16 protein-coding genes are annotated in these 16,935 nt (G+C 53.0%); 2 read left to right on the top strand and 14 right to left on the bottom strand.

Features of this window, described 5'->3' with window-relative positions:
* The first annotated feature begins 6 nt into the window (after window positions 1–6).
* Window positions 7–1,413 (top strand): sigma 54-dependent Fis family transcriptional regulator, encoded by a 1,407-nt coding sequence (locus tag HYT77_01350; protein MBI2066645.1) that lies wholly within the window; start codon window positions 7–9, stop codon window positions 1,411–1,413.
* Here the strand turns inward: HYT77_01350 and HYT77_01345 are convergent.
* From HYT77_01345 to HYT77_01315, 7 genes are all read right to left on the bottom strand, one after another.
* The gene (locus HYT77_01345) at window positions 1,382–1,969 is read right to left on the bottom strand and encodes a tetratricopeptide repeat protein (GenBank protein MBI2066644.1); all 588 of its coding nucleotides are present in this window, start codon (window positions 1,967–1,969) and stop codon (window positions 1,382–1,384) included. The two genes, HYT77_01350 and HYT77_01345, sit on opposite strands and share 32 nt — an antisense overlap.
* Window positions 1,970–1,980: 11 nt before the next feature.
* A complete protein-coding gene (locus HYT77_01340; GenBank protein ID MBI2066643.1) occupies window positions 1,981–2,844 on the bottom strand; it encodes a hypothetical protein in 864 nt (287 codons plus the stop codon).
* A gap of 12 nt (window positions 2,845–2,856) precedes the next feature.
* Complete coding sequence (locus tag HYT77_01335; GenBank protein MBI2066642.1) at window positions 2,857–3,444, bottom strand: hypothetical protein; 588 nt, start codon at window positions 3,442–3,444, stop codon at window positions 2,857–2,859.
* Between the two features lie 49 nt (window positions 3,445–3,493).
* Window positions 3,494–5,044, bottom strand: a complete 1,551-nt coding sequence (locus HYT77_01330) for a hypothetical protein (GenBank protein MBI2066641.1) — start codon at window positions 5,042–5,044, stop codon at window positions 3,494–3,496.
* A complete protein-coding gene (locus tag HYT77_01325) occupies window positions 5,044–6,345 on the bottom strand; it encodes a hypothetical protein (GenBank protein MBI2066640.1) in 1,302 nt (433 codons plus the stop codon). Before HYT77_01325 ends, HYT77_01330 begins: the two co-directional genes overlap by 1 nt.
* Window positions 6,346–6,880: 535 nt before the next feature.
* On the bottom strand, window positions 6,881–8,086 hold the full coding sequence (locus HYT77_01320) for a hypothetical protein (protein MBI2066639.1): 1,206 nt from the start codon (window positions 8,084–8,086) through the stop codon (window positions 6,881–6,883).
* 13 nt (window positions 8,087–8,099) lie between these two features.
* Window positions 8,100–11,183, bottom strand: coding sequence for a hypothetical protein (locus HYT77_01315; protein MBI2066638.1), 3,084 nt, complete (start codon window positions 11,181–11,183; stop codon window positions 8,100–8,102).
* 117 nt (window positions 11,184–11,300) lie between these two features.
* Here HYT77_01315 and HYT77_01310 point away from each other — a divergent pair, with 117 nt between their 5' ends.
* Window positions 11,301–12,542 carry an ATP-binding protein gene (locus HYT77_01310; protein ID MBI2066637.1) on the top strand — a complete coding sequence of 414 codons (1,242 nt, stop codon included), beginning with the start codon at window positions 11,301–11,303 and terminating at the stop codon, window positions 12,540–12,542.
* Here HYT77_01310 and HYT77_01305 read toward each other — a convergent pair.
* Genes HYT77_01305 through HYT77_01275 form a run of 7 tightly spaced genes read right to left on the bottom strand, consistent with a single transcriptional unit; the run spans window position 12,534 to window position 16,934 of the window.
* Complete coding sequence (locus HYT77_01305; GenBank protein MBI2066636.1) at window positions 12,534–13,364, bottom strand: flagellar biosynthetic protein FliR; 831 nt, start codon at window positions 13,362–13,364, stop codon at window positions 12,534–12,536. The two genes, HYT77_01310 and HYT77_01305, sit on opposite strands and share 9 nt — an antisense overlap.
* The gene (gene fliQ, locus HYT77_01300) at window positions 13,364–13,633 is read right to left on the bottom strand and encodes a flagellar biosynthesis protein FliQ (protein ID MBI2066635.1); all 270 of its coding nucleotides are present in this window, start codon (window positions 13,631–13,633) and stop codon (window positions 13,364–13,366) included. The genes HYT77_01305 and fliQ overlap by 1 nt, the downstream gene beginning before the upstream one ends.
* Window positions 13,630–14,430 (bottom strand): type III secretion system export apparatus subunit SctR, encoded by an 801-nt coding sequence (gene sctR / locus HYT77_01295; GenBank protein ID MBI2066634.1) that lies wholly within the window; start codon window positions 14,428–14,430, stop codon window positions 13,630–13,632. Before sctR ends, fliQ begins: the two co-directional genes overlap by 4 nt.
* Window positions 14,396–14,713 carry a flagellar biosynthetic protein FliO gene (locus tag HYT77_01290; protein MBI2066633.1) on the bottom strand — a complete coding sequence of 106 codons (318 nt, stop codon included), beginning with the start codon at window positions 14,711–14,713 and terminating at the stop codon, window positions 14,396–14,398. The genes sctR and HYT77_01290 overlap by 35 nt, the downstream gene beginning before the upstream one ends.
* 1 nt (window position 14,714) lies before the next feature.
* The gene (locus HYT77_01285; protein ID MBI2066632.1) at window positions 14,715–15,098 is read right to left on the bottom strand and encodes a FliM/FliN family flagellar motor switch protein; all 384 of its coding nucleotides are present in this window, start codon (window positions 15,096–15,098) and stop codon (window positions 14,715–14,717) included.
* On the bottom strand, window positions 15,095–16,021 hold the full coding sequence (locus HYT77_01280) for a FliM/FliN family flagellar motor switch protein (GenBank protein MBI2066631.1): 927 nt from the start codon (window positions 16,019–16,021) through the stop codon (window positions 15,095–15,097). Before HYT77_01280 ends, HYT77_01285 begins: the two co-directional genes overlap by 4 nt.
* On the bottom strand, window positions 16,014–16,934 hold the full coding sequence (locus tag HYT77_01275) for a hypothetical protein (protein ID MBI2066630.1): 921 nt from the start codon (window positions 16,932–16,934) through the stop codon (window positions 16,014–16,016). The genes HYT77_01280 and HYT77_01275 overlap by 8 nt, the downstream gene beginning before the upstream one ends.
* Window position 16,935 lies beyond the last annotated feature (1 nt).

Here is a 16,935-nt window from a genome sequence, read left to right as displayed (position 1 = left end):
GCCTCTATGGAAAAACAGTCCGTTCTCGACACTGATACCGCGTTGATCGGCAAGGAAGATCAGAAAGATCTTATCTTCGAGCGGAAGTGTCAGTTGATCATTGTGGAGGGGCCAGGCAAGGGGAAAAAGCTGGCACTCACCCAACCACGCATCCGAATTGGAAAAAGAGAGACCAACGAGTTTATGGTTGAGGACACAACCGTTTCCCGAAATCACCTGGAAATTCTGCAGGCGGATGACAGCTACCTTCTCAAGGATTTAAACAGCACGAACGGAACCTACATCAACGATATCCGCGTGAAGGAGGCGTATCTCGCGCCGGGTGATATCATCCGGATCGGCAATACCCGGATTGAATTTGTCGCCTTTGATGAGAAGGTCCAGATCGAGCCGTCCAGCAAGAACGAATTTGGCCTACTGGTCGGCCGCTCACGCAAGATGAGACAGATCTTCGGAATCCTGGAGAAGATCTCCCCCACCAATGCAACCGTCATCATCGAAGGGGAGACAGGAACCGGCAAGGAGGTGGTCGCACGGGCGATTCACCAGAACAGTGCGCGCAAGGCAAAGCCGTTTGTGGTTTTTGACTGCAGCAGCGTCGCCCAAAACCTTATCGAAAGCGAATTGTTCGGCCACGTCAAAGGGGCGTTTACCGGTGCCGTCACGACTCGCCGCGGCGCCTTTGAAGAGGCGAACGGGGGGACGATCTTTTTGGATGAGATCGGCGAACTCTCCCTTGACCTCCAGCCAAAACTGCTGCGGGCGCTTGAGCAACGTGAGGTGAAAAAGGTGGGATCCAACGAAACAGCCTCCATCGATGTCCGGGTGATTTGCGCCACGAACAGAAGTTTAAGGAAAGAGATCTCCGAGGGGCGTTTTCGGGAGGACCTCTATTATCGCCTCTCGGTTGTTAAATTTCATATCCCGCCGCTCCGAGAACGTCCGGATGACATCCCCTTTTTGATCGAAAAATTTTTGGGAGAGGGGAAGTTCAACAAGATGCCGGATGGAAAACTGCGAGTCACACGTGTGGAAGATGACGCCCTCAAGATGCTCACCCGTTACCAATGGCCTGGGAACGTTCGCGAAATGATCAACGTTCTGGAAAGAATTGTCCCTCTCGTGGAAGGAAGTAGTATTACGGGTCAAAACATCTCCTACATTTTTCAGGAAATGGAGAAGGATGAGGAGGAGGCGACCGAACGGATGTCGGTCGACATGGGCCTCCCCTTCAAAGAGGCAAAACAAAAGGTCGTCGAGGTTTTCGAAAAAGATTACCTCGCCGCGATGCTTCGAAGAAACAATTACAATATCTCAAAGACAGCGCGCGAGGCGGGCATCGACCGAAAGCATATTCGTAATCTGCTCAAGAAGTATGGGATTATTGGCGAGGACGAGCCGGATTCTCCCTAGAAGCCGGCCTTCTCTGTAACCTCTGTCTCAGTTCCAGATTCCGTTTGAGTGCAATAACGAGCGACCGTGCCCGATTCGCCCAGAGATTTTTCCCGTCGGGATCAAGCTGAATGGCGGCCCTGAAATCCTCGGCCGCTTTTCTGAAGTTTTTGTGTTTGAGATAAATCTCTCCCCGGTTGACGTAGGAGCAGAGATCCTTGGGTCTTAAACGGTGCGCCCGCGTATATTCCACCACCGCATCAACATACCGCCCCAGCTTCTGATAAACGCCCCCGAGGGCTGTGTGATAGTAATGATTCGCATGGTCGATCGCGACGAGCGTTTCAAAAATCTTCTTGGCCTCCTCATAACGCCCGTACTTGTATTTGAAGTAACCGATCTCTGCGACCCGGACCAATTTTTTACGGGGGAAACGCGATAGATCGGCAAGAGAAATCCTGTTTTGTGCAAATTTATAAAAGAGATCGACAAGGTACCGGCGTCGCTCCGGATTAGGGTCCAATACCTTGCCCCGCTCTTCTTCTTTAAAGGGGGCACGTGAATCATCCAGCGGCATTCGTTTGTTCGTTAACCTCTAAAATTCGCAATGACCTGCTTGGCCGACTCATGAATACTCCCCAGGACAGACTGGGAAATATTCTGAACCTGATCGATCTTCTGCTTGACCGACTGGATCGCAAACGTCGTCATCCCCATGAAGCTCGTCGCCTTCGCCACCTCCGTGTTGGCAGCAGCGATCTGGGCGGATGAAGCCCCTTCGAGGGACATCCGGGCCGTCATCTGATCCAGCTTGTCTAACTGATCCCGATAGGCCGGCATCAGTTTTGATAATTTCTCCCCGTACAGATCGGTATATTTCTCGGCAATGATCATCACAATCGTCTCCGGATCCTTCGCCTGGGCAAGCAGCATCTTGTATTTTTCATCGCGTTCCGATTTCTGTTTCTGCACCTCTGTCATAAACAGGGTGTCAAAAATATCGGAGGGTCCACCCGAACCGGCCGAAGTGGATGAGGAGGCGGGGTGTCCTTTGACGTACTGTTCGGCCCGATCAATCAGATCGGTCAAGTCGCCCCCTGCCGCCTGAACCCCGACAAGTCCACCGGAGGTTCTTTCGCCAATCTCCCTTTGAAGCCCTTCCAAAAGCTGTTCTTCCTCTCCTGTCATCGGGCTAAACGCCTCAAGCTCCTGGGCAATATCATCAAAATCATGAACCTCGCCCGAATGGGTCTTTATCTTGTCAACATGCTCCAGCGCATAGAGACGCCTCCCCTGCGTGGCGAAGAACTGCCCTATTGTCTTGGAGTCGATGGTTCGCGGAACCTGAAGCTCACGATAAAAAAACTCCGGATCGGCAACCGGCATATCGGCCGGCATCGTCGGAATATCCCGTTGAAGATCAGTTCGTAGTGATGTTGAGTCAATCGCCACGTTTTTCGCCCCTTATTTTTTCTTCTCTTTCTCGATCACCCCAAGCTGCTCCTTGAGCATCCGGGCCCGGTTGGCCCATTTGTCATTTCCCGATTCATCGGCCGCAATCGCCTTGTCAAAATCTTTAACCGCCAGCGGATGAAGTCCCAGTTTAACGTAGGACTCCCCCCGGTTCGTCATCGAAACGACATCTTTGCCGTTCAAATCGATCGCAACGGAATATTCCAAAACCGCCTCCGAAAATTTGTTCTGACGCTGGTAGGCCGCTCCTAACACCTGGTGGTAGTAGTAATTATCCGGATCAATGACTGTCAGACCTTTAAGGATCTTCTCCGCACTTGCATAGGAACCGGACTTGAACTGTTCGTAGGCGACCTCTCCCATCTGCTTGAGCTTTTCAGGAGACAAGTCAAAGAGCTCGGTCCACTTCAGGTCCCCCTTCATGAGGTCACTAACCCGACTCTTTGCCTCTTTGAGTTTTTCGGTGGGAACTTTCTTTAACGCCTCTTCCAATTGCGCAAAAAGGGGAATCGAGGCACTCGCGGCCTCTTCCCCCTTCGACTTCCTGGAATCATCTTTCTTTTTAGTTGCCAAAGCCACCCCGATTCTCCCTCCCAAGGTATCATTTTTCTTAAGTTATGACAATAACTTAAGTGTTAAACCGGGATAGATGTCGAATCTGTGCACCTTGGATATCCAGATACGACTTCGTGACGTTCTGAATCTCTTCGTAGGTCGTAAGTACGGTCCGAAGCATATTCATGACCGAGTTTCGATCGGCCGCCACCTGGTTTGCCTGGATATTCGCCTTGGCAAGACTCGACGAGAAAGTAGGATCATTGGCGTTCACAGAATCGAGCTGCTTGGTAATCTCATTCTGGCTTTTATCGAGCTGCTCAAGCGCCTTCACGGTCTTGGCGCCGATCTGAATCGTGCTGAGTCCACCCTGATGGGACAGAATCATGAGGGCCAAGTCAAGAACCCGGAGGTCTCCCGCCAGGAGACGCCTCATGATCTGATCCAAGAGCTTTCTGGTCTTTCTCATATCCTCTTGCAGGCGTCCTGAAGATTGGATCAGGGCCAAATTGTTTCCCGAAAGATCGAGGCCGGAAATCTCCACGCGGCCCTGCGCCGAGACGGTCGGTGAGGACGGTGTGGTATTATAAATTTCGACATATTCCGAATACCCTTCATCAAAGTCACCCCCTGTAGAGGAGATGCCCAATAAGGCGCTATCAACTTCCGCCGGGTTCTGGCTCAGGTTCCGCCCACCCGTACTCATAACTTCCGTGCGGGCGGGCGCCGGACCTTCGCCACCCGGCTCCGCAAGATCACCTGATTCGCTCCCCTCTGATACAAGGTTCTCCGGTTCAACATCTAACTCCTCTTCAATAGCGCTCTTCTCCAGCTCACGAATCCACTGGTTCGCGAAATGGATCGCCTGGGTAAAAAGTTTTTCGCCTTTTAAGAATCTTTCCGCATCCACTTTCAGCTTGGCGATCATTTTCTCGGCCTTCCCTTTCTCCTCCGCACTGCCCGTTGCCTTTAGCTTCTCCCACTTCTGAATCTCGGCAAGCGCCTCTTTGCGCCCCTTGATCAACGCCTCATTTTTGAATCGAAGACGGCCGATCACAAGTTCACGAACCTTTTCCGGATTTTTTTGCACCTCTTCGGGGATCTTGCCGCCATAATACCGCTCAAGCCGACTCACAGCCGCCTCGGTCCGGGTCTTGTGAAGAACCTTTGGCCCTTCTTTGGCCAACTGCGTCTCCATCTCGGTCTGGGCCTTTTTGACCTGGGCGAGCGCCGTCTGAATCTCACCGACCTGTTTTAAGAGAGCCTCTTTTTTCTGGGGATTCTGATCGGCCGACCTCCTTAACACCACAACCTGCTGCTCCGCCTCTTGAATCAACCCCTTGCCCGAGTCCCTCTTTCTCCCCTCGATCTGGGACAGGCTCTTCTCAAGACGGGTCAGCGCCTCTTTGTGACGCTGAAAATGGTTTAAGGAGAGTTTTGTCAACCAGTCCTGCGGCAGGATCTCCGCGGAGTTCGCCACGGTTTGACCCCGTTCGGTCCCCTTGTATTCTGTTTTGGTCCCGTCAGAGCTTCGGACGGTCTCCGTAACGCGTGAGGCATCGGGGGAGATAGAGTTCGACGCCCTCGTCCCCCCAATTGAAACGGTGTGATTGACGTTCGCCATCAAACGTTGAACCTCGAATAATGTCTCCTGAACTGTCCCGTAATATCGAGCAGCGATTTTTCAACGTTCCCAACCTCTTCCGTCATTGTCATCACGTCACGGAGCTGATTCATAAACATCTGCCGGGCTGCCGCAATGCCGTTCAGTTTGAGACTCAACGCCGTGGAGCGTCTGGAAAAGTCGTTGGCACTTTCGTTCCCCTTCGGCTGCATCTTCTCAAACTGATCCGTCAATGCATCTTGCTGTTTGTCATAATGCTGCATCGCCCGGAGCATCGAGACGGAAGAGCGAATCAAGGTCTGTTTCGATTTACGCGAGATTGCGATCATCGCACTCGTGATCGCATCGATATTCCCCATGAGGATCTGGGCGATGAGGAAATTGATCAGCGCCTCCAGTTTCCGATTCTGGGCCCGCGTATCGGCAAGCGTCGAGCCGGAGGTACCGATCCAGCTTGCATCAAAATAGACGTCACTGCCAAGCCCACCCCCGATACCACCGATACCACCAATGCCGCCGGCCATTCCAAAGTCGGCCATACCGCCACCGACCCCCATCTGAAAATTGCCGCCCAGTCCCTGAATACCAAGCATCGAACCGCCATTATGGGGTGTTGTCATGGAGCCCCACGCATCCATCGCATAATGACTCGTCTCTCCCAACCGACCAAACCGTTCCATCGTGCCATTCGCGCGGTCGAGGCTCTTGTCAAAATCGCTCCTCTCATCCTTTTCCTGATCCTCACTCATCGCCTTCAGGAGCTTGGACATCTCGTCGACCTGACCCTCCAATTTTTTTATCTTTTCGTCGCCCGGCGCGGCCTCACCCTGTTTTGGAGGCTCCGGTTTGGCACCCGGTTGTGCGGCTGCCTCCGGTTTCTTCTCCTCTCTGGGGGTCACGCTCGTTGAAGCGATCCCAAGGACACCGTTCTTTTTACCCTTAGGAACTGCCTGTCCGATCTCAAGGTCGTATGTCTTTCCACCTCGCTCAAAAAAACCTTTAACCTTACCGCTCCCCTTTTTCTCAAATTTGCCTTTTAGATGTTCGAAAAATTTCTCGAGCCCCTGTCCCTTTGTAACATCCGCACCTGGTGCAACATCAGCCTTAAAATCGCCCCCCTCGGAGCTCCCATCGTCACCGAGCCAGGAATAATTGAATTGAACCTCGTTCGGATTGGCCGCTGGTACAGCCGCTGCAACTGGAGCAGCACGTCCCAAACTACCAGGAGGTGGTCCAAAAAACAACCCAAACCGCTCCCCTGGGACGGTCTCACCCTCTCGTTCAAAACCCCAAAGTTCCATAGGTGCCTCCTTACAACTAGATTATCGGCCGTTCTAAGTAGCCGAGTTGCCTCGGACTCTCCCCTCGCCTACCAATTTGTGCTATTATGAACGAAATCAAGCCCGGTGCCAAGGAACATATGCTCGCCAAGATTGTTTATTGTTGTTTTTCAAGTAGTTAGACGCGTGCCTGGCACAAAGTAATCCGCGATGAGGGGTATTGGCACCCGAAAACCAAACGGCCCGCCGGGGGACCGGCGGGCCGTTGTTCGATACGGGTTCCAGTTTTCACGCTGTCTGGGGGTTAGGGTAGGGCACTAGACGCGTTAAGGAACCCTGTCTGTCGGATGTCGATAAAACTCCACCTACTTCGTTGGTCAACTCGGCGGCTCCTCGACGTACTGTCAAGTACGCCTACGTCGCGCCTCGTCGCCCTGTCTCGTATCTGGATTTTTCTCGACATCCTCAAAATATCTCCTTTTCAAATTAGTCCCTCTCCCCTTAGCGGGAGAGGGCATTTGCAACCGTTCAAATCGTTACGGGTGAGGGAGAGAGACTAACCATAGAATTTCCCTTTATCCCTCGATCTCATATTTCTCGCAAACTCGGCGGTCTTCGAGTGCTGCTGCGCATCCTCGAGCATTCCGTCAGCGAGCATCTGCAGAGGCCTGTCGAGTGTGCGGAGCCCTTCGATCACGTTCCGGATCAGCTCTGCCTTGTTTCGATACTTCGTCACCTCTTTACGATCTTCACTCCTGGCCGCCTTCTCTTCATAGTCCTGTGCCTTCTTCAAAAGCTTATCGATATTTTCATCACGGGCCTTCTGGATATCCGCCACATGCGCCGAGACCTTGGCCCCATCGAGCTTTTTCCTTAAGCTGTAGAGCTCCAGGTAGAGGGCGAGCATGTCGGTGTCACCCAATGCAATCAACAATTTCAGGATCGCCAAAAGGTCATCGATCTTCTTTTTAATCTTGCCGATCTGCTTCGAGACATTCTGTGGTGTGCTCGGGATGCTCCCCAGGGCGACATCGTTGTCCCCCTCAACACCATCCCCCTCTTTCTTGTTCAAACGATCGCCAATCTCGTGATAATCTTTTTCGGCGAGAGAGAACGCGTCGATCGTGCAAGCGGCATCCCCGATCTTCAGAGAGGGGTTCATCGCCTTGATCGCCTCCAAAACGCCTTCCGTGTCACCACTGTCTGGGAAGCGGTCCTTCAACCGCTCCCAGAAGACCGCCTTCTCTTCATTAGACAAACCACCAACACTGAGATCGCCATCCACGAGCGTTGTGAGGCTGAATCCATCCCCCAATCGTTTCAGGCGTTGATAAAGTTCCTGGGATGCCTGCTTCTCTTTCTGGCCGCTAAAGGTCTTCGTACCATACATCGAATCAACCTTCTTCTGATCAATACGAACCTGGGCAACATACTCAGCCACTTCCGACCCGGCCCTCTTCCACCAGCTCCCATGCTTCTCGAGGAAACGGTCCAATGAGATACTGCTGGCCGGAGGAGAGAGCTTTCCACCCTTCTCTCCCCAACGGACATAGGCAACCTCCTGCCCGTTGAACTTGTCTTTGAGATAAGCGGCCAGTTGATCGGTATCATGAAAAACATGCTCTCCCACCGCGTCCTTGATCCTGATCGAGGCCGCCTCCATGTCATGGAGATTGTTGAGGTTGCCGTCGGAATAGAGGATCTCTCCCTCAAGCAGGGTTTTTTCCGATTTATCCTGAAAACTGATGATCCCTTGCGCCATAAATTATCCTAACCTAATTGGTCCACTCCTCACCGCCTGCAGGACGGGGCTTTCCACCTCCTCCACCACTGCCTTTCTTTTTGCTTTCAGTCGCCTTCACCGTATCATGGGCATTGATCACCTGGTCGCTCCCCGGGAGCCTGATCTCCCTCATCTTCGTATCAAGCAGCTTCAGAATCAATTTGTGCCCCTCTGTGGTATTTCCATGGTGATCCTCTGTCCACTTATTCAATCGGCGCATGTATCGATCGAGCGCAAACGCATACGCCTCTTTTCCTAACAGCTTCTTCGCATCCTTGGTAGGCGTCTTCCCTTCTGGAACCTTTTCTGGCCCATTGTCGGTAATGACATACTGCCCTTCCTCATTCGCCTTGCCGTTATTCAAATAAACCTCTTCTAAGATCTTCATGTTCCTCTCAAACGCACTGACCTCAATCGGCTTCTCCGTCTTTTCGGTCTCATAGATCGGCTTCCCTTCCCCATCGGTCATGAGCTTATTATCCTTGCCTTTTGCCTGAATGAAGTTCCCCTGCTTGTCCTTTAGTCGAACCGGTTTTCCGTCATCTCCCAATTTAGGCATCTCGAATTTCTTGAATTTAACGCGATCGGGATTGAGGAAGCTCCAGCCGATATCCTGACCCGATTTGGCATCGACCATCTTCACCTCGTTGTCGTCACGAACAAGATCCCCCTTGAACTCAAGCTGGGTATAGGACTGGGAGCCTGTTGGATTGCCACTTGCATCGACCGTGACGCGGGTCCCCGGGGTTGTCGCCGTCCCTTCTGAATACTTTGCGCGGGGTGTCCCAAAGAGCCGTCCAAAGACGTTCCTCTCCGTCCAGCCGATCGGATCAAACCCAAGCGCCTCGGCCGCCTTCACGCCTCCCGTTCCAATCGCGTAACCGATCCCAAAACCTGCGATGATGGCACCAGCGAAAGGGGCTGCGCCGGCACCCACGGTTGCACTCGCCCCACCGATGAGAAAGCTACCCTCTGCCGTCCCAGCAGCAACGGCGGCCGCGTTGGCGGCGGAAACAGAACCGATCGAAAGTGCCCCGGCACCTAGAGAGGCGACGTCAAGACCGGCCTCAAAGGCGACTCCTTTCCAGCCAGATGGCTTCTCCCACCCACCGACAGAGAACCAATCACTCACATCATCGGCAACTGACCTCCATCCTATCCCAGCTAAGCCGACTCCTAATGGTAATAGGCTCTTGCTCGTTGCAGAGAGATAAAACAACAATCCTGTGCCGCCCACACCACCTACATAGTCTATTGCGGTATGTCCCTTTTCTCGTGACTCGGGGCTCGTTGCCAAAAAATCAACAGCGATATGGGCCCCTCGAAACAGGACGACCCAGGCGACAAGACTGCTTGCCTGTGCCAGCGCAACTGCCCTACCCGATGGAGCACGCGCCCCAGCAGGGGGCTCGGTCGGGGGAGGTGCCTCAGGCAATTCAATAACGCCGCTCCTCTCACCTAAAACAGTTGTTTCAGGCGGAGAAGGTGGCGATGCCGGAGGAGGGGGAGGAGTACCTATATCGCCAGATACCGCTGCACTAGCCCTACCACCAGAAGAAGTGGCCGAGGCGCCTGGAACCCGTGTAGTGGCTGAAGTCGCCGCTGGATCCGACACCACGGGTGTCTCAGGAGTTGCTGGAGCCGATGGAGCAGGTGTCGTAGTAACTGAAGGGACTGCGACAGGCGAAAGGGGCGCACCACGAGTCATCGCGGCAAGCTGTTGCTTCGCTATCTTTGAGCGGGCCTTTAAAATCTCCGGCGCTACAACGGTCTCACCGGGGCGTAGCTGACCACGAAGGTCGTAGGACAATGCCTCTGCAGAGGCGGGTGGCTCACCCCTTATAGCCGCTGTCGCATGTTTTCTTGCCGCCTGCTGTCGGGACTTAAGAGTCCTCTGTTCGACCTCACCCGGCCGTGGTTGCCTCTTCACATCGCATTCCAAGTTAATATTTTCAAAAACGAGATCCCGGAAGGCGGCGTGGAGTCGGACCGGATCGGCCTGAACGGCAGGATCCAGGACGGGATGATCGGGCCTTATAAAAAGACCTCCCAATTTTGCGGCATTCTCATGGGCCGCAAGGCCTGGAGGGGGCCTCACACCGGTTAAAAACCGACCAAGGCCTGATTTTCCGGCCCATCTCTGTTGAAGCCATCGCTCGGCCCGATCGAGCCGTACCTTCTTACCAACGGAGGTGTCGGCCAGAAAACTCCAGATCATCTCCTTCATAAAGAAGATGTTCAGGGCCCACGAACCATACTTCGCCAGTTTCTCTTTAAGTTCTTCGGGGCGCAGTTTCTCGGCCGCAACGTCCGAGACCAACTCAAGCGCCTCCACAGGGGCATTCTGCCTCATGAGGAATTCGGTCACCCTCTCAACGGTCTCTTGATCAAATGTCCCTTCCTTCTTACTGCCCGCATCAAACATCTTCTCGACGGCCGCCCGAACGCGCATCTTGAGCCGTATGATATCGGGATGCTCCTTTATCTTGATCCTCTCCTTAAGATTATTCGCGACGACCGCAAAATGAAGGAGCTTCACCCTCTCTTTCTCGTCAATCCGGTTCCACTCACTGAAGCCGTCCATCTTCGCATTCCCACTGATATCAGGCGCCTTCTCCTTCATCAATTTGAGGACCGATCCATAATGCCTGTCCCAAAATTTTTCGCCGTTAGGATCACTGCTCGACGCAGCGCTCGAGGTGACTGCCTGTTTTAAGCGGGCCAAAAAGGCGTTATTATCATCATCATTCCTGGAGCCCGGCAGATCGATACTAAAATTCCAGTTCCGCCAGTTTGGATTCTGGACCTCAAAGGTATCCAATCCGGCCTTTTTGGCCGCCTCTTCAAGGTTATCCGCCCCGTCAAGCACATCCTGTTGAAATCGAAGCCCGGTCCCTTGCTTGATCCACTGATCGGCCGCCTCAGCCGCCATCTCATTCCGACCCTCTTGCCTGAGACGATCTTCCATCTGGCGTTGCGCCGCCTGTTGGGCTGCGGGATCTACACCCTTAAATAACCCAAACCGCTCCCCTGGCAGCCTTATCGGTCCCCCTTCGAATCCATATAAGTCGATCATACCTGGTACTCCCTCCCCCTACAGTAGTTATCGGTAGGCGGTTCCGGTCGAGTTGTGTCGGTAACTAAAAACAGAACTTCCTTGATATTTGGTGATCAGATCACTAAAATTCAAGGGATGGAGAGACACTACCTCAAAAGAGGCTTAGAAGAGAGATTAATAGAGCTATTCAAGGTTTTTCCCGTTGTTGTTGTTAGTGGTGCAAGACAGGTAGGGAAAAGTACCCTTCTCGAGCATGCCTATCCAAACATCTCACGGGTTGTCTTTGACCCCAGCATTGATATTGAAAATGCCCGAGCCGACCCGGAACTGTTCTTAAACCACAGAAAACCGCCGGTTATCCTGGATGAAATTCAATACGCACCAGAGCTTGTCTCTACCATCAAAAGACGATTGGAAAAAGAGCGCCCTCCGGGACAATATCTTTTGACCGGCTCCCAGCAGTGGGGGGTCATGAAACTTCTTGCAGAAAGCCTTGCTGGACGAGCGGTCTTTTTGGACCTGGATGGTTTCAGTCTCCAGGAAATCAGCGATACAACACCAGGCAGCTCATGGCTCGGAGAATGGCTCACCAAAAGTAGCGAGGATTTTGTCATGAAATGTTCTCGCCTCAAACTCCCTGGCACTCTTTTTGAGACAATCTGGCGCGGCTCACTTCCCGAGGCACAATTTTTGGAGATACAAAATATCCCCCCATTCCACGCTGCTTATTTGAGAACCTATGTGGAACGAGATGTTCGTCTTCTGGCAGAGATCTCGGATCTTCAATCTTTTGCCCGATTCTTTCGTTTGTGCGGGGCCCTTACGGCTCAAGAGATCAACTACAGTGAGATAGGGCGTGAATTAGGCCTAACACCTCAAACAGCCCATCGTTGGCTCGATCTCCTCAAGGCCACTTATCAATGGTACGAGATTCCACCTTACTCCGGGAATACAATCAAAAGAATCAGCACGAAAGGGAAAGGATACTTAAGTGACACGGGCCTCGCCTGTTTTGGCCAGGCGATTTCAACACCCGATGCAATCTCGGCACATCCCCTTTGGGGAAGCCTCTTTGAGACACTCATGGTGAGCCAAGTCCGAAAACAGTGCCAACTGCTAAATCCCCCACCGATTCTCTACCATTGGCGATCTCACGGAGGTGCGGAAGTGGATCTCTTGCTGGAATACAACGGAAAATTTTACCCCATTGAGGTCAAGGGGAATAGCCGCCCGACCGGTCATGATACTCGAGGCATTCAGGCATTTAGAGAAGCTTATCCTCATCTAAAAATTGAAAAGGGATTGGTTATCGCGCCGGCAGAATCTGCCCACCCGCTTTCTGAAGATGTTGTTGTGATTCCTTGGGATCTACAATGATCGTAAACCAGAGAGAAAATCGATAACCCTCTGCACCTGCCCCACCATCCCGAGCGTCATCCTCTCCATCTGGCTCACAATCAGACCGAGCGCGAGGAAAACTACGAAGACACCCAGGACACCACGGATGATAAAACCAAGTTCCCAGACGTTGATCGCCGGGGCGGTGCGCGAAATCGTCCCCAAGATGACATCGGCAATGAAGATCGAGATCAGGACCGGGGCGCAAAGCTGAACCGAAAGGACGACGACCTCGCCGGTCAAGTGGATCAGTTCATCAACAAACGCTGGAAAGTTCCCACCGGAAGGGGGGATTCCCAAGAGAGGCAGTTTGTCGTAACTCCCAATCACCGCATTGAAGAAATGGATGTGCCCGCCAATCGCCAGGAAAAGGACAAGGCCGAGCTGAAACTGAAACTGGCCAAAAACAGAGCTCTCCTGTTGAAACTGGGGGATCAACATGCGTGCCTGGGCAGCCCCTCTCTGATTGTCAATCACGAGACCGGATGCCTGAATCCCGTGAAAGACGATCGACGAGGTGAAGCCGATCGCGAGGCCGTAAAACGCCTCCTTGAAGTAAAGGGTCACGAGCTGGATCGGTGTGAGTGCCATAACCCCCTTGCTCTCCGAAGAGAGATACGGAAACAGAAAGAAGAGGAGCGAGAGGGCAAGTCCGATCTTCACCATGCCGGGGGCCGGCTTGCCCGTGAGAAAAGGGATCGTCGTGGTGATCATGATCATGCGGATCATGATCAGCGAGGCGAGCAGGAGCGAGAACCGCCAGTCGATCTCATAGCCGGCGATGTGGAAGACCCGTTCCATTATTTAACGTAAGTCGGAAACGCCTCCAAAAGTGACTTGGCAAAATTAACGAGCTGAACCATCGTCCAGGGGCCGGCCAGCACAAGGGCGACCATCACCGCCACGAGTTTTGGGACAAAGGTCAGCGTCTGCTCCTGGATCTGTGTTGTTGCCTGGATCAGGCTGATCACAAGGCCGGTCAGCATCGCCGCGGCGACGGGAGGGGCGGTCAAAATTAGTGTCAAATAGAGTGCCTGTTTGGCAATCGAGATGATGTAGGCTTCCATCATAAATAACCGAGGATCAACCCCTTCGCGATCAGGTACCAGCCATCGACCAACACAAATAAAAGCAACTTGAACGGTAGGGAGACCGTTATCGGCGAAATCTGGAACATCCCGAGAGAGAGCAGGATGTTCGTCACCACAATATCAATCACAAGAAACGGGAGAAAAATAATGAAACCGATCTGAAACGCTTCCGAGAGTTCCGAGATGACAAAGGAAGGGACCAAAATGGTGAAGTCCTTGTCTGTCACCTTCTCCCGATCCGCATCCTTCCTCATCTTCCGGGCAAGATTGTAAAAAAGCTCCTGTTCCTTTTTATGGGTATGCTTGAGCAAAAACTGCCGGACCGGTTCACGCCCCTCCTGGACCCCTTTGACGAGCAGGCTCACGGTGACATCGGAGAGAAACGGCTTGCTGCTCCCCTGCTGGATCGTCCCTCCCGCCACCTGGTAGACCTCGAGGCCGACGGGGATCATGATGTAGACACTCAGGATCAACGCAAGACCTGTGATAATCGTATTGGGGGGGATCTGCTGGGTTCCCAAGGCAGTCCGAATCAACGCCAAGACGACCGCAATCTTCACAAACGAGGTCGTCATCATCACGACAAATGGGATGACGGAGATCCCGGCCAGGACCATGAGAAGGACAAGGGGACGCGCAATCGCCTGCCCCGGTGTCACGAGGCCGCCAAAGTCCCCCGCCTGGGCCGCCAAGGTATCACTCAAAAAAAGGAGCGGGATCAGAAGCAGAGAAATGGAGAGTTTATTTATTTTTGCCTTCAAGCTGTTCCCCCTCATTTTTTGACAGCTCTGTAATCAGATTCAACGATTGCTCTGCCGAGCCTAGCAGAAAATAGCGTTCCAAAAGTTTGACGATGTAAAGACTCTTCTTCGGTTCCAGAACGACACGTTCCAACACCTTCACCTCAATCCCCTGCCCCCTCCTTCCCCAGAAGCGCCCTCCCACCAATCCGGTCCGAGGCAGAATAAAGCGGATAAAAACAACCGCGAGCACGAGCACCAAAACGAGCCCCGCGATCATCTTCATAAAAAGCGCGGCAAAATCGGGTGTGCCTTCCATATTATTTTAACATTTTTAGAATCCGAACCCCCAACTTCCCCTCAATCTCAACCAACTCCCCTTTTGCAATCACCTTCCCTCCCGCAACAAGATCAACCGCCTCATTCGCAACCTTGTTCAACTCCACAACCTGTCCCTTTTTAAAATCGACGAGATCCTTGACCGTCACCTCTTTTCGCCCCAACACCACAACGAGTTGTACCGGAACATCCGAGGCGAGCGAGACCGATTCATGGGGAGCCTCCTCGATGGGCCCTTCAGCCCCCTCTTCCGAGAATGGCGGCGGCTGACCCATCTGGACATCGGTTGCCTCTTCATCAGAGGGAAACTGATGATCGGTATCAAGCGCATCTAATTCGGAAAGATAGGGATCCTTCTCCTTCATATCCCCCCCACAAAATGTTCATCGAAAATCTCCTCCAGTTGCACCTGGAGCTTCCGTTCCCTGGAGATAATCTTTCCACGGACTGAACGCCGTTCTCCCGTACCAACTCGGAGCGAGACGGCATCACCCCCCCCTTCATCGAGGAGCACAAAATCCCCCTCTTTCAATCGAGAGAGCTCTCCGGTCCTGACGGTCGTCCTCCCCCCCTCGACCCATAAAGAGGCCGGCAAAAAACCGAAGGCGTTCATCCGCTCCGAACGATCTCTCTTTTCGGCCTCTGTAAGCCCGAAATCATCGGCAGAGGAGAATTGAAGAAGAATTGAAGAAGGAATCAACATCTTGAATGAGCCCGATTGTCTGCCCAAACGAACCTGAAGCGTCAAGGCGATAACCGCCTCCCCACTTTTCAGATAAGGTTGAAGTTCGTTCGTGTTGGAACAAAAATCAAACAGACGAAAATGAACCCGCGGAGACGCCCCCATCGTGTCGTAAAAATGGGAGAGCAGTTTAAGGATGAGATAGGAAAGGACCCCCTCTTCAATCTCTGAAAGGGTGCGGGTTTGTGCCAAGGTGTCGCCATGCCCCCCTAAGAGACGATCAACAACCGCATGGGCGATCAGGAGATCGACATCGACAACAATCTTCTCCTCTTTCGGCGGAAGTCCTATCACGAGAAAGATCCCGAGGCGGGGGAGCCCTTCCAACACTTGCGCCATCGGCCGTGATTCGACCCTCTCGACATGAAATGAAAAGTCGGAGCCAAGCTCTTCGTGAAGCAACTCCTGGACAGACTGTTTCAGCTCATCCGAGGTAGCATGAGACGGGAAAAAACGATGAAAGGCGTTGATCAGAGATACCTCAGCCGCCCCGATGTGGGGAAGTTTCCCGAAATCAAACGGTACAATATTGGGGGATCTAACCACGCTGAATCATTGTAACATCTATCTTGCGAACATCAATCCCTTTTTCCGCCAGCGCCTTCTCAATCTCACCCTTTCTGGCGAGGAAGAGTTCGCGCACCGATTCAGATTCTGTGAGGAAGGTCGCCTCAATCCTGGACTGGTTCGTTGCCACCCGGAGACGAAGCCCCTTAAAGACTTTCTCATGGAGCGAGATATCCATCTCCTTCTCGCCATCCGCCTTTGAAAGGAGTTTGACGTAATGGACGATCTGATCCAGGAGTGCCTTCGAAAAAACCGTTGGTTGATGGACCTTTTTCGAAAAGTCGGCCGTTTGGGTCTGTTTCAATTGCTGCAGAAAACCGCTTTGCCCCAATTCCTGAATCTTCCCCTTACCCAACCCTTTCAGGTGGGCCGGTAAAACAAACGCCTTGAGATGATCCCCCCGCGAAGAATTGGAATTCTCCTTTCCTTGACCCTGCCCCTTTTGGTCGCGTCCCCTTTCGGACAAGGGGCCTCTGCCGACAACGCGTTGTTCCGCCTCCTGAGACTTGGGACGTTCACTGTGGCTCGCTTGTGTACGAGACTTCTTGCCATCCGCATCCGACTCCCAGTCGCGGGAGCGCCGCTGAACGTTCTCCCGAGATTGAGGGGCAGAGCGGTCCATCGGCACAGCCGCTTCTGTCGTCGCGGCTTGCGTCAATTCCGGGGTCGCTGTTTCCGTCTTTTGCAAGGAGGGATCGACTGTCGCGGTCCGATTCTCCTGAAGGTTATCCATGACCTGTTGAAACGGTTGCGGTGAGGCCTTGGAGTAGCGGGGAGCCGGCGCATTACTGACGATCAACCGCCCGCTCCGGTTCAGCGTCTCGGGTCGAATCTGGTACGTACCCCTCGGCACTGAATCGTCATAGTTATTATTGTTAATCGAGTCCGTCATC

It is taken from the genome of Deltaproteobacteria bacterium, from assembly GCA_016180855.1.
Classification (GTDB): domain Bacteria; phylum UBA10199; class UBA10199; order JACPAL01; family JACPAL01; genus JACPAL01.
Note: the sequence above shows the minus strand (reverse complement) of the source record. Positions and strands in the feature narration are given on the sequence as shown.